Raw genomic sequence first — 12,887 nt, 5'->3', positions numbered from 1 at the left:
ACATATGGATTACGAAGGACAGATTTGCCGGGCTCCGATGGAAAGAAGCTCTTTCATGCTTCCGGTTATGGTTGGATGCTCATATAATCAGTGTAAATTCTGTAATTTATTCCGGCATCTGAAGTATCGGGAACTTCCGATGGAACAGATTGAAGCGGAACTAAAGAGAGTGCGGGAACTGCATGGGAAGCCGAAGAAGATCTTTCTGGGGGATGGTAATGCATTTGGTCTGAAGACAGAAAAATTGTATGAGATTCTGGATCTGATCGCATATTACTTCCCGGAATGTGAAGGGATTAATATGGATGCGACTGTTACGAGTATTTTACATAAAAGCCAGGAAGAGCTGGAAATGCTTGCTAGAAAAAAGGTAAAGCATCTGTATCTTGGAATCGAGAGCGGACTGGATGATGTGCTGAAATTTATGAAAAAAGATCATGATCTGGCACAGGCATATCAGGCAATCGACAGGCTTCATGAAGCAGGACTGATCTATGATGCACATATTATGACCGGAGTCGCAGGAAAAGGAAGAGGAATGGAAAATGCAGAAGCACTGGCGCAGTTCCTGAACAGGACCAATCCGGCGCATGTAGTGAATTTTTCCATGTTTCTGCATAAAGAAGTTCCGTTATATCAAGATATACGGCAAGGTACTTTTGTTCCGGCAGATGAGCTGGAAACAATTCGGGAAGAATATCATCTGATCGAGAGGATCGCACCGGAAAAAGCAGGAGCAAATATTTTATATGATGGTTTTCATGACTTTATCCATGTGAGAGTCAGAGGACATCTTCCGGGTGATAAAGAAAAAATGCTTGCCAAATTAAATGGTATCATTCAGGAATATGAAGGAAAAGAGCCGGTTTATTCCTTTGTACAGGGGGAATGCCCGGATCTGGAATACTGTGATGATGGTAAAGCAGTATGGGATATGGACCGGAAGACTTCATAGAATCCGCTGTACTATGAATCTGCAGAAATTGAGCGCGTCAGCAGGCGCGCTCTTGAACTTTGGAATAGAAAATATGTCATAAAAAATCCACTGTATCTGATCTTTCAGCTACAGTGGATTTTAATTTGATCCATCCATTGGATTATCCTCCTTATTCACTTCTTATCTATCTGAAACTATTATCTCAAATAGTTTTTTCTATGTAAATTTCAATAATTATTATGCCATTGGTCTGCACCTCTTACTCTTATTGATTTGATATTGTATAAATTATCTTGCCATTGGTCTGTACCTCTTGCTTTCATCAGATTTATTCTGGTTTTAAATTATGTTCCTTTTGGTCCATACCTCTTACTTTCATTAGATTTGTTCTGATTTTAAATTAAGTTTCCGGTGGTCTGTACCTCTTACTTTCATTAGATTTTGTTCTGGTTTTAAATTATGTTCCTTTTGGTCCGTACCTCTTACTTTCATTAGATTTGTCCGAGTTTTAAATTAAGTGTCCTTTGGTCCATACCTCTTACTTTCTTAGACTTTGGAGTTAAGATTAAGTTTCTGGTGGTCCGTCCTCCTTTTGTTTTGTTGATATTATAATATCTCATAAAATGCAAAATGTCAATAAAAATTCTGAAAAAAATAAAATAATTTTAAATATATGAAATAAATCAGGAATACAGATAAAAAATAGAGAAACATATATGATAAACAAATAAATATACAGAAAAAGCAGAATGCGCAGTCCGAATTCCGACTACAGAAAATGAAATGGGCGGTGTGGATATGCGGAATCCGCAGATTATCGAGACGGTATGGGGAGTCGGATACCGGTTTAACCGGCTGTAAAAAAACGATTGGTGTTATATAATATCTTTACGGATAAAATCCCAATTGTAAGTTCATGGTTGGCATGATAAGATGATACCATGAATTTACAAAGGAGAAGACTATGAATCACTATACTGGATATGAATTACTGTGGCTCTTTTTTATTTATTCTTTTGGTGGCTGGGTATTGGAAACGATATCGGCAACTTTGAAGCAGAGAAAGTTTGCTAACCGAGGCCTGGTAAATGGACCGTTCTGTGTGCTCTATGGTCTGACCGCAATTGCGATGACAGTGGGATTACAGGAACTTCGGGGAATCTGGCTATTTATCTTTGCAACGGTCTATGCAACAGTTGCAGAATGGGTCAGTGGACATCTGATCGAAAAAGCATTCAAGGCAAGATGGTGGGATTATTCAAATATCAAATGGAACCTGGATGGATATATTTGTCTTCCGGCTTCACTATTTTGGGGTGTGCTCGGTTATCTGGCAGTGAGATGGTGCAATGGGATCATGTTGATTTTATTACATATTCTGCCGAAGCTTCTGATGCATATTGTGCTGCTGACACTGATCGGTGTACTTTTTGTGGACATCTTTGGTTCCTTTATGCTTCTTACCGGAAAGAGTAAGAATCCGGAGCGCTGGATCGCAACGGATGCCGGGATGGATAAGATCAGCACAAAAATTGCGGGAAAGATTGCCGGAAGTCTGGAAAAGCGTCTGAAAAAAGCATATCCAAAGGCAAGAAAAATTGAAGAGGAAATCCGGGAAGAGAACAAAGAAAAGATATTTGCAAAAGGGTGCGGCTTTTATAAGATCGTGATGCTGTTTATGATCGGTGCTTTTCTAGGAGATATCACAGAAACGCTTTTCTGTCGTGTGACGGCTGGAGTATGGATGAGTAGAAGCAGTGTGGTCTGGGGACCGTTCAGCATTGTCTGGGGGCTTGCAATTGCACTTGTCACAGCACTTTTGTACAAATATAAGGATAAAGGGGATCGTTTTCTTTTCCTTACAGGAACATTGCTTGGTGGTGCTTATGAGTATTTCTGCAGTGTGTTTACGGAACTTGTATTTGGAAAAGTGTTCTGGGATTACAGTAAGATCCCGTTTAACCTGGGAGGTCGAATCAATCTGCTCTACTGCTTTTTCTGGGGAATTGCTGCGGTTGTGTGGTTTAAAATATTATTTCCACCTGTGGAAAAATGGATTGAAAAAATACCGGCAGTTGCAGGAAAGATTCTGACCTGGGTTTTACTGGGATTTATGGTTTGCAACATTCTGGTATCCTGTGTGGCACTGGTAAGATATGATGAGAGAGGAAATGGTGTGCAGGCGACAAATGCCGTCCAGAAGTGGGCGGATGCACATTATGATGACGCAAAGATGAAGAAAATCTATCCAAATGCGAAGGGGATAAATTAGAAAAAAAGCGGGAACATATTGACAAAATTCTATATGAAGAGTAAGATGTAGTTAGAAAACCGGTGTGAGAAATAGATTGCACCGGTTAAAAAATGAAAAATATATAGAAATATTTCTATATTTCTATGGGAAGGGAGAGAGAATGAAAATCATAAAAAACGGATGGGATTTCTTTCAGGACCAGATTCTTGGAATGCACTGGCTGAAAGATCTGATCGGAAAACTTCTTGTTAAAGCCGGATTGGGAGAGGGGAGGTTTCCAGGAGAATTTCTTCACTTTTTCCTGTATGATATCATAAAAATTTTTGTGCTGCTTGCGGTGCTGATCTTTGTGATATCCTATATTCAAAGCTATTTTCCGCCAGAGAAAAGCAGAAAGATTATGGGAAGATTTCATGGAATCTGGGCGAATCTGATCGGAGCACTTCTTGGAACAGTGACTCCGTTCTGCTCCTGCTCATCGATTCCGATCTTTATGGGATTCACCAGTGCGGGATTGCAGCTGGGAGTTACTTTCTCGTTTCTGATTTCATCTCCGATGGTGGATCTGGGATCTCTGGTTCTTCTGATGAGTGTCTTTGGAGGGAAGATCGCATTTGCTTATGTGATTGTCGGACTTGTCATAGCTGTTATAGGGGGAACGATCATTGAGCGGCTGCATATGGAAGACCAGGTGGCAGATTTTATCCGGCAGGCGCCGAATGTGGAGGTAGCTTCGCCGTCGCTTACAATAGCAGACCGTATGGATTATGCAAAAAATCAGGTTGTGGCTACCGTCAAAAAGGTAGCTCCGTATATCGTTGTCGGAGTCATCATCGGGGCAGCTATCCACAATCTGATCCCAGAGCATATCGTCCGAAGCATTCTTGGAAAACAGACCTGGTACGCCGTGCCACTGGCGACAGCAGTAGGCGTTCCCATGTATGCGGATATTTTCGGAACCATCCCAGTCGCAGAAAGCCTGCTAGCAAAAGGGGCAGGACTTGGAACGATTTTATCCTTTATGATGGCAGTGACTACACTTTCCCTTCCATCAATGGTAATGCTGTCCAAAGCGATTAAGAAAAAGTTACTCGGAACATTCATTGGAATCGTGTGTATCGGAATCATCATTGTGGGGTATGGGTTTAATGTGATAATATAGGGTAGCAACGCTGCGGAGCAATCCGTAATATTATCAAAGTAGTGGGGCGAATTTAAATATCATTCGTGCTTGCACGAAAAGGCATATGAATTTGCTACCCGCCGGACATGAGGAAGGAGCGATTTACGAAGGAAATGCAGATAGACTATGAAAAATATGCCCGTATATTCAAAGTGATGTCGGATCCGAAACGCCTGAAGATCATCGACATGTTATCCGAAGGAGAATTATGTGCCTGTAAGATCCTGGAGGAATTTCATATTACACAGCCGACCTTATCGCATGATATGAAGCTGATGTGTGATCTGGGAATCGTAAAGGCGCGCAAAGAAGGAAAATGGATGCAGTATTCTCTGGACATAGACGTAATGAATGAGGTTTATAAGACAGTGGGGCGTCTGATGATTCCGGGAGATTATGCCGGACTTTTAAATTGCAATTGTAGTACGGAAAAAGGAGAAAATGAATCATGAGTAAAATTAAATTATATTTTCTGACAGGGTTCTTAGGAGCTGGGAAAACGACAATCTTGAGAAATCTGCTTGAAAACATGGAAGGAACAAAGGTTGGGGTAATCCAGAATGAACTGGGAAAGATCAGTATTGACGGAACGGTGCTTCAGAATAATGATATCCAGATGATAGAATTGAACAGAGGCTCTATTTTTTGCAGTTGCCTTCGTTTATCCTTTGTGGATGCACTGACGCAGATGGCACAGAAAGGTCTGGAATATGTGTTTGTGGAAAGCTCTGGATTCGGGGACCCGTCTAATGCAGAAGAAATTCTTGCAGCCACAGAAGTAATGGCGCCTGGGGCATATGACTTCAGAGGATGCATCTGCCTGGTGGACTGTTATAATTTTCTGGATCAGATCGGGGATTCAGAGACAATTGACCGTCAACTTAAACACTGCAATCTTGCGGTTCTGACAAAGGTTGATCTGGTGGGTAGCGAGCAGATTGAACAGGTGAAAGACAAAGTGCGTGAAATTAATCCAGTATGCCCAATTACAGAGAGTGCGAATGGAAATATTGACCGTTCGTTTTATGATATGGATCTGATGCTGTACAAATGGGCAGAATGTGAGGATACTACGAATTCATCGAAAAATAAACCGAAAACATTTTCCATGGATTTTACAGGAGAGATCCAGAAGGAAAAGCTGGAAGCTTTCCTTGCAAAGATTGAACCGGATGTTTTCCGTGTAAAGGGATTCTTTAAAGTAGAAAAAGAAGGATGGGAAAAGGTTGACGTAGTTGGAAAAAAACGGGATTATGCACCTTACAAAGCCCAGCCGAAGTCTCAGCTTGTCTTTATTTCTAAAATCGGAATTGCACTGATCCGTGAAATCGCGGCAGCGTGGGAAGAATGTGTGGGACTTCCTATGAAACTGAATAATTAAATCTGGAGGTAGGATATGAATATAAAAGTAATCGGAAGTGGCTGTGAAAATTGTGATAAGACAAATGCGGTTGTGAAGGAGTGTCTTGAAGAACTCGGGATGGATACGGAAATCGAGAGAGTGACAGATCTGGTTGAGATCGTAAAGCTGGGAGTGATGACGGCTCCTTCTGTGATGATTGACGGGAAACTGATTGTTGCAGGTCAGGTGCCATCGAAAAAACAGATGATGAAGATATTGAAAAAATGAGGTAAAAACAATGGCAAACAAATTTCATGATTTGGATGAACCGATCAATCGTATTGGCACAGATTCTTTCAAATGGGATTAAGAAGGAGAAAATGGAAAGCATAATTCGGTTTATGCAACTAATCTGGCGAGTCTGCGAGAAAAGGAAAAGAAGATTAATAAGGATATGGATGATCTGCTTATTGCAGATGCATCAGTCAAGAAACTGACCGTAAATACGTTGTTTGAGCGATACATGGCAACAAAGAATATCAAGGAAAGAACAAAAAAGAATTATATACGTATGCATGGCTCGTAGCGTTCACAAAAGAATTAGCACTCACCTCTTGATAATGGAAGTCGGTTTTTGTCCTGTCTTGTGTATCCCGAAAGTGGCTATTTTACAGGCTTTCCGGGGCATCAGTCATTTTGTCTGGTATTGTAAAGCAGTGTCAGATTTGTCGTAAATGTCGTAAATTTGTGGTCAAAAAATGATGAGAAATGGAGAGTGCTAATAAAATGAACGCAGGCAGCGAAGCAACTGCGTTCATGAGCAAGTAGCGAAAGCGGATTGCGAATGTCCTGTTTATATAACGTATACAAATGTAAATGGATATCTGATCCCGAATCTCACCTATAAATCCGGTGAGCAGATGGAGCAACTTGGCAAGTATGGTTTTCTTCGCAGAGATTATCTGAAGAACCATCGAAATTCAATCTATCAGGTAATGCTTCTGCAGGACACCATTGGAGAATACCTTCTGGAAGTAGATAAGGCAGCCAGAGAACGGGAAGAAATGATTCTGAAACAGTTGGAAGAAAAAGAACCACTGCCGGATAAAGAAGCAGATCAAATGGCATGTTCGATTTTGTGAATGGTTGGTATATCCGACTTATGATAATGGGTTCAATCAGAAAATAGCTTATACGGGGGGAGAAGCCTGGGTTATCAGGATTTTGGCAATCGTAGCTATAATTTTTATATTGGTAATTATGATAGTAATGATTGCAGAAGCAATAAAACGATACAAAAAAATGTGGGATAAAATTTCTCAGATGTTTTTACTTGGAAGTCTTTCGGGGATTGCAGTGCTAGGAGATGGAATCAGAGAATATCTGCTTGTGAATTTAATTGTGTTATTTGTGTTTGTCAATATGGGAATCATACTGATTAGAATGTATCTTCGGAAGAGTATGTAAATTATTATTTTAATGACCAGATGAGGGTATAAATTGCATTCCAAGTGCAGTGAATATAATGCGCATGAACATGAAATTTTAAATATTATGAAGACAAAATTTGGTTGATTAACTAAGTAAAAGTGATATACTGAATGCATAAGAAAAGAAACCGTGTGGAATTATAGTTTTGTTTTCACACGGTTTTTTAGAAAATGAGAGTTAGATATCACTAACATGGGCGCTGGCAGTTTTTTTGAAAATGAAAAAGAGGACGGATTTCTATGAGAATATTGATTTATGGTGCAGGTGTGATTGGATCCTTGTATGCGGTCTTATTTGCAGAAACTGGTTATAATACTTATGCTTGCTGTTACATTCGAAAGTAGCTTTGGAGATAAATTTATGTATCAACATGCCAGGAAGGCACCAGATGAAATGAGGGAGCTGCATAAGCAATTTTATGCTTATATGAAAAAACTAAAGGAGGACAGATATGAAATTTTATGAAAGTGGAGACAGTAGTAAACCAGTGATATTTTTATTTCCTGGTACCTGTTGCCTGTATAGCAGCTTTGAACATGTACTGGATAGATTACATTCTTATTTTTACACGGTAACAGTTTCTTATGATGGATTTGATCCAAATGAGAAAACAGAATTTTATTCAATGGAAGATGAATGTGAAAAGATTGAGCTGGAAATCAAGAAAAAGTATGGTGGAAGAATTAAAGCAGCGTATGGGTGTTCCCTTGGTGGAAGTTTTGTATCCCTTTTGATTCAGCGAAAAAGAATTCATATAGATCATGGCATTATTGGGAGCAGTGATATGGACGAAGCAGGTCGTCTTGTGGCAAAAATCAAGTCATCCATGGTAGTCCCTTTCATGTATAAAATGATACATACAGGTGCTCTTCCGAAATTTATGCAGAAAAAACTGAATAAGACAGATGAGGTTAAAAAAGAATTATATAATGGATTTTTGAATATGTTTGGAATCGGTAAAGGAGGAAATCCATGGATTACGAAACAGAGTGTTTATAATCAGTTTTATTCTGATCTGGTTACGAAAGTCCAGCATGGAATTGATGTGCCGGGAACTACGATACACGTGTTTTACGCAACAAAGATGGGCAGAAAATATGAAAAGAGATATTGTACTTATTTTAAAAATCCGGATATTCGGAGACATAACATGCAGCATGAAGAACTGTTTTGCTGTCATAGTGCAGAGTGGGTGGAAGAAGTAAGAAAGGCAGTGGAAGGCGACAGATAATGAAAGAAAAAGTGAATGTGACAGGTGTGCCGGAAACGATGGTACAGACCCTGTATGCAAGAGCAAAAGAAACAAAAAAACAAAATGCAAAGATCAAAGATGAGATTGCAGTAGAACTTGTGGAAAAGCTGGACTATGACTTTTCTATAGCAGATAAAGATAACGCTATGAACTATGGTGTGATTGCAAGAACAATTGTATTAGACCAGATGGTTGAGCAATATTTGAAGAAGCATGAAAATACAGTTGTCGTAAATATTGCATGCGGACTGGATACCAGATGCTACCGGATGAAGGAAAAATATCTGCGCTGGTATAATGTAGACCTTCCGGAAACAATGAAAATAAGGAGCCAGTTCCTTACCGAAACTGATCCGGTGTATCAGATTGCAAAGTCTGCAATGGATGATTCCTACATAGATGATATCGATTATCACGGTAAGAATATTCTGGTAATAATCGAAGGACTTACAATGTATTTGTATGAGAAAGATATCAGGAAGATGTTTTCTATTATTGATAAATCATTTCAGAAAGTTACAGTAATGGTCGAAACCATGTCACCCTTTGTTGTAAAGCATATGAAAGAGAAATCCATAGAGGGAAGCAATGCAAAATTCACATGGGGAGTTAAGAACGGAACAGAACTGCAAAGAATTGTGCCGGCATTTTCTGTTCGGCAGGAAGTCAGTCTTGTTGAAGGAATGAAAGAGCTTATGCCTGTTTATTGTGTAATAGGTAAGATTCCGGCTGTTCGGAATATCTCAAACAAAATAATAGTTTTGGAGAAACGTGGCCGATATTAAGGAGATGATACAAATGAAGAAAAGACATTTTGATGTGGAAACAGATGGATTTTATGGTGCATACTGGAAATGTAAAACAGGCTCAGACTGTGCAATGATAGCAATGATCGGGGATGATCCAGAGGATTATCTGGCGCGTACATCCGTGAAATGGCTACATAAACTTGGCGTAAATGTGATGACAATGTCACCTGGAAAAAAAGATTATGGACATCATAATTATCCATTGGAACGTATAGAGAAAGCAATCAATTGGTTAAAAATGAATAGTAATCAGAAGATAGGAATTGTCGGGGCATCTACTACAGGAACACTTGCATTGACTGCCGCTTCTTATTTTGAGAATATTACATTAACGATAGGTCTGACACCGAGTGATTTTATCTGGCAGGGGTTTATGCAGGGCAAAAAAGATGGCTGTAAGGAATGGCCGATTGAAGGAGAATCTCTTTTTTCTTACAAAGGAGAACCCCTTCCGTATATGCCTTTTTGCTACAAACATCCGGATTACTGGCATGTGATTAAGAAAGAAACAAAACGGACCGGTGATATGATTAATTCAAGAAAACTGTTTGATGACTCGGAAAAGGCTCATCCAATCACAGAAGACGAGATGATCAAGATTGAAAAAATCCATGGAACAGTATTGTTAATTGGTGCGGAAGATGATGTGTTGTGGGATACTGTAAAATATATCCGCCGTATGAAGCAGCGTATGAAAGAACATTCACACACATGCAGATTGGATTATGTCATTTATGAGCATGGAACCCATTTCGTTTTTCCGGAGAGCATGCTAAAGACAATGCTCCCGGTTGGATCCGGACTCTTTGTGAAACTGGCATTTCAGGCAGCAAGAAAACATCCGAAAGAATGTCGCAGAGCACGTCTGGATATTGACTGGCGGGTAAGAAATGCTGTTGCAAAATGGAAAAGAGTAGATAGATAAAAGATAAAGAAAATCTAAACAGTAGACTTGACAAATTCCTATAATGAGTTAAAATATAACAGTGCTATATAACACTGTTATATTTATGAAAAGAAAATTTTGAGGATACAAAAAGCATGTCGACGAAAGCAGAAGATACACAGAAAAACATATTAGATACAGCCAGAAAACATTTTCTGAAAGATGGTTTGACAGGAGCATCTTTAAGAAATATTGTAAAAGATGCAGGGCTTACTACTAGCGCATTTTACAAATATTATCCGACGAAAGAGGCACTTTTTGATGCGCTGACGGATCCCTATATGGAACATATTTATCAGATTTATGACCAGATTGTTGAGGAGTTTGAAAAGCTTTCTGCCAGTGATCAGACAAGGAATATGTCGGATACATCCAGTGATGGGATGGAGCAGATGGTTGATTATATCTATGATCATTATGATAATTTCAGATTATTGTTGAAATGCGGAGACAGTGGAAAATTTGAACTATTCATACACAATATGGTAGAGCGGGAAATGAAGTCCAGCCTGAAATATATGGAAAAAATGAAAGAGAACGGTGTCAAAATACCGACTGTAGAGGAAAGTCTTATGCATATGATCTATACGGGATTTTTTTCATCAGTATTTCAGATTATTGAGCATGATATAGACAGGGAGACTGCAAAGAAAAATGTACATCAACTGAAAGAATTTAATACAGGTGGCTGGGAACGATTGTGGAATATTGAATTTCCAGTATAACTGATGCAGGAATTCTGAATAGGTTATGTGTGTTGCAGGTTCTGGATTTCTGAATAAAGTTCAGACAGGATAATAATATCAGGTGGTTGATGCCAGTAAACCACCTATTTTATTATATGGTGGTTAGTGCGAACTAATAGAAGGTAAAACAATAAAACGAAACAATAAAACGAACGTAAGGAGTGAACAGATGTGAAAGAAAAAAAGAAGTCGGCAGTCAGTTGGATCCTGACATGGGCCGGACAAAAAAGAATTGCCTATGTGTGGAGTGTGTTACTTGCAATAGGAAATGTGATTTTTAAGATTTTTCCGTATTTTATCATTGCAGATGTAGTTAAGCTGTTTTTAAGTGGTGAAAAGGAGTTTGAACCATATCTTGCAAAAGCAGTTTTCATTGCACTGTCGTTTATCATTGCAGAACTGTTTCATTCGCTCTCGACAGCATTGTCACATAAAGCAACGTTTGCGGTACTCGCAAATATAAGAGAAACCTGCTGTGACAAGCTGGCGCGGGTGCCGCTGGGTTATGTAAAGGATACACCCTCCGGTACATTTAAAAATATCATGGTGGAAAGAATCGACAGTATCGAGACGACACTGGCGCATATTGTCCCGGAATTCACGTCCAATCTGCTGGCACCGGTTGTGATTTTAATCTATTTCTTTCTGACAGACTGGAGACTGGCACTCTGGTCATTGGTGCCGGTTATTGTTGGACTATTCTCTTATTTTGGAATGATGCTGGATTATAAACCAAGCTTCGAGAGAACGGTTCAGACAACAAAAGATCTGAATGATGCGGCAGTGGAATATATTGACGGAATCGAAGTGATCAAGGCATTTGGAAAGACAGAAAGTTCTTATGCAAAATTTACAAAGGCGGCTATGGCTTATGCAGATTCCTTTATTTCCTGGATGAAACGGTGCTCGATCTTTCATGGACTGATGATGGTGGTCACACCTTATACGCTTCTTACGGTATTGCCGTTTGGGGCACATTATGTAGCCAATGGAACACTTGCGATTTCAGATTTTGTCATCTGCATTATTTTATCACTTGGAATCGTTGGACCGTTGATCACAGTGGGTTCCTATACAGATGATCTTGGCAAGATCGGAGTGATTGTTGGTGAAGTGACAGGAATTCTGGAACAGCCGGAGCTTGAACGTCCAGAGAAAAGTAAAAGTGTTCCAAAAGATAACTCCGTTACTCTTGAAGATGTCAGATTTGGTTATCACGACAAAGAAATCCTGCACGGAGTAACTATGGAGCTGAAAGCAGGAACGGTAAATGCAATCGTAGGACCTTCCGGAAGCGGCAAGTCGACCATCGCAAAGCTGATTGCGTCCCTGTGGGATGTGGATTCCGGAAGCATCAAAATCGGTGGAGTTGATGTCAAAGAACTGGCATTTGCAGATTTTAATCGGAAAATTGCATATGTTGCACAGGACAATTATCTGTTTAATGAAACAGTCCGTGAAAATATCAGACAGGGAAATCCGGATGCTACAGATGAACAGATCATCGAGGTGACAAAGAAAAGTGGATGCTATGAATTTATCATGCAGTTGGAGAATGGATTTGATACGGTTGTAGGAGGTGCAGGAGGACATCTGTCAGGTGGCGAGAGGCAGCGTATCTCCATTGCAAGAGCAATGTTAAAGGATGCTCCGATCGTGATCCTTGATGAGGCAACTGCCTACACAGATCCGGAAAATGAGGCAATTCTGCAGAATTCTATCGCAAAACTGGTAGCAGGGAAGACCCTGATCGTAATAGCACACAGACTTTCTACTGTTAAGGACAGTGACCAGATCTTTGTTGTAAATGATGGAAATGTAACAGCACATGGCACACATGAGGAACTTCTGGTGTCATGCCCGCTTTATAAGGAAATGTGGAATGCCCATATTTCTGTAAAAGATACGGTGAAGGAGGGAGAATGAT

The 12,887-nt window shown here is 39.8% G+C and carries 13 protein-coding genes and 1 pseudogene; all 14 read left to right on the top strand.

From position 1 onward, the window contains the following. Positions 1-4 precede the first annotated feature (4 nt). The 14 genes and pseudogenes from PGZ10_RS02350 (at position 5) to PGZ10_RS02275 (ending at position 12,886) form a co-directional block, all read left to right on the top strand. Entirely contained in the window at positions 5-955 is a 951-nt protein-coding gene (locus tag PGZ10_RS02350) for a radical SAM protein (protein ID WP_055297537.1), read from the top strand. A 946-nt stretch (positions 956-1,901) separates the two neighbouring features. Further along, the gene (locus PGZ10_RS02345; protein ID WP_270540597.1) at positions 1,902-3,209 is read left to right on the top strand and encodes a putative ABC transporter permease; all 1,308 of its coding nucleotides are present in this window, start codon (positions 1,902-1,904) and stop codon (positions 3,207-3,209) included. 142 nt (positions 3,210-3,351) lie between these two features. Next, positions 3,352-4,353, top strand: a complete 1,002-nt coding sequence (locus PGZ10_RS02340; RefSeq protein ID WP_270203245.1) for a permease — start codon at positions 3,352-3,354, stop codon at positions 4,351-4,353. A gap of 134 nt (positions 4,354-4,487) precedes the next feature. Beyond that, entirely contained in the window at positions 4,488-4,826 is a 339-nt protein-coding gene (locus PGZ10_RS02335; RefSeq protein WP_270205485.1) for an ArsR/SmtB family transcription factor, read from the top strand. Further along, entirely contained in the window at positions 4,823-5,755 is a 933-nt protein-coding gene (locus PGZ10_RS02330; RefSeq protein WP_055158381.1) for a CobW family GTP-binding protein, read from the top strand. The genes PGZ10_RS02335 and PGZ10_RS02330 overlap by 4 nt, the downstream gene beginning before the upstream one ends. Before the next feature lie 15 nt (positions 5,756-5,770). Continuing rightward, positions 5,771-6,004: a thioredoxin family protein gene (locus PGZ10_RS02325; RefSeq protein ID WP_270246579.1), complete on the top strand. Its 234-nt coding sequence runs from the start codon at positions 5,771-5,773 to the stop codon at positions 6,002-6,004. A 166-nt stretch (positions 6,005-6,170) separates the two neighbouring features. Next, positions 6,171-6,302: a hypothetical protein gene (locus PGZ10_RS02315; RefSeq protein WP_270246578.1), complete on the top strand. Its 132-nt coding sequence runs from the start codon at positions 6,171-6,173 to the stop codon at positions 6,300-6,302. A gap of 271 nt (positions 6,303-6,573) precedes the next feature. After that, a pseudogene (locus tag PGZ10_RS02310) lies at positions 6,574-6,843 on the top strand (TnpV protein); the annotation flags it as partial. Positions 6,844-6,862: 19 nt separating this feature from the next. Then, a complete protein-coding gene (locus tag PGZ10_RS02305; RefSeq protein ID WP_270246576.1) occupies positions 6,863-7,183 on the top strand; it encodes a DUF6040 family protein in 321 nt (106 codons plus the stop codon). Between the two features lie 475 nt (positions 7,184-7,658). After that, complete coding sequence (locus PGZ10_RS02295) at positions 7,659-8,438, top strand: hypothetical protein (RefSeq protein ID WP_117556844.1); 780 nt, start codon at positions 7,659-7,661, stop codon at positions 8,436-8,438. Further along, positions 8,438-9,244 carry a class I SAM-dependent methyltransferase gene (locus PGZ10_RS02290; protein ID WP_270246575.1) on the top strand — a complete coding sequence of 269 codons (807 nt, stop codon included), beginning with the start codon at positions 8,438-8,440 and terminating at the stop codon, positions 9,242-9,244. The genes PGZ10_RS02295 and PGZ10_RS02290 overlap by 1 nt, the downstream gene beginning before the upstream one ends. 13 nt (positions 9,245-9,257) lie before the next feature. Next, positions 9,258-10,193: an acyl-CoA thioester hydrolase/BAAT C-terminal domain-containing protein gene (locus tag PGZ10_RS02285; RefSeq protein WP_270246574.1), complete on the top strand. Its 936-nt coding sequence runs from the start codon at positions 9,258-9,260 to the stop codon at positions 10,191-10,193. Positions 10,194-10,309: 116 nt separating this feature from the next. Next, complete coding sequence (locus PGZ10_RS02280) at positions 10,310-10,939, top strand: TetR/AcrR family transcriptional regulator (RefSeq protein WP_270246573.1); 630 nt, start codon at positions 10,310-10,312, stop codon at positions 10,937-10,939. 192 nt (positions 10,940-11,131) lie between these two features. After that, entirely contained in the window at positions 11,132-12,886 is a 1,755-nt protein-coding gene (locus tag PGZ10_RS02275; RefSeq protein WP_117556848.1) for an ABC transporter ATP-binding protein, read from the top strand. Position 12,887: the final 1 nt, after the last annotated feature.

Source organism: Coprococcus sp. AF102-57 (genome assembly GCF_027686195.1).
In the GTDB taxonomy this organism is placed as follows: Bacteria; Bacillota; Clostridia; order Lachnospirales; family Lachnospiraceae; genus Allocoprococcus; species Allocoprococcus comes.
Note: the sequence above shows the minus strand (reverse complement) of the source record. Positions and strands in the feature narration are given on the sequence as shown.

What these genes read in the sequence shown, in the direction of transcription:
- PGZ10_RS02350 (WP_055297537.1), top strand. Translation starts at nt 5, where the DNA reads ATGGATTACGAAGGACAGATTTGCCGGGCTCCGATGGAAAGAAGCTCT.
- PGZ10_RS02345 (WP_270540597.1), top strand. Translation starts at nt 1,902, where the DNA reads ATGAATCACTATACTGGATATGAATTACTGTGGCTCTTTTTTATTTAT.
- PGZ10_RS02340 (WP_270203245.1), top strand. Translation starts at nt 3,352, where the DNA reads ATGAAAATCATAAAAAACGGATGGGATTTCTTTCAGGACCAGATTCTT.
- PGZ10_RS02335 (WP_270205485.1), top strand. Translation starts at nt 4,488, where the DNA reads ATGCAGATAGACTATGAAAAATATGCCCGTATATTCAAAGTGATGTCG.
- PGZ10_RS02330 (WP_055158381.1), top strand. Translation starts at nt 4,823, where the DNA reads ATGAGTAAAATTAAATTATATTTTCTGACAGGGTTCTTAGGAGCTGGG.
- PGZ10_RS02325 (WP_270246579.1), top strand. Translation starts at nt 5,771, where the DNA reads ATGAATATAAAAGTAATCGGAAGTGGCTGTGAAAATTGTGATAAGACA.
- PGZ10_RS02315 (WP_270246578.1), top strand. Translation starts at nt 6,171, where the DNA reads ATGGATGATCTGCTTATTGCAGATGCATCAGTCAAGAAACTGACCGTA.
- PGZ10_RS02295 (WP_117556844.1), top strand. Translation starts at nt 7,659, where the DNA reads ATGAAATTTTATGAAAGTGGAGACAGTAGTAAACCAGTGATATTTTTA.
- PGZ10_RS02290 (WP_270246575.1), top strand. Translation starts at nt 8,438, where the DNA reads ATGAAAGAAAAAGTGAATGTGACAGGTGTGCCGGAAACGATGGTACAG.
- PGZ10_RS02285 (WP_270246574.1), top strand. Translation starts at nt 9,258, where the DNA reads ATGAAGAAAAGACATTTTGATGTGGAAACAGATGGATTTTATGGTGCA.
- PGZ10_RS02280 (WP_270246573.1), top strand. Translation starts at nt 10,310, where the DNA reads ATGTCGACGAAAGCAGAAGATACACAGAAAAACATATTAGATACAGCC.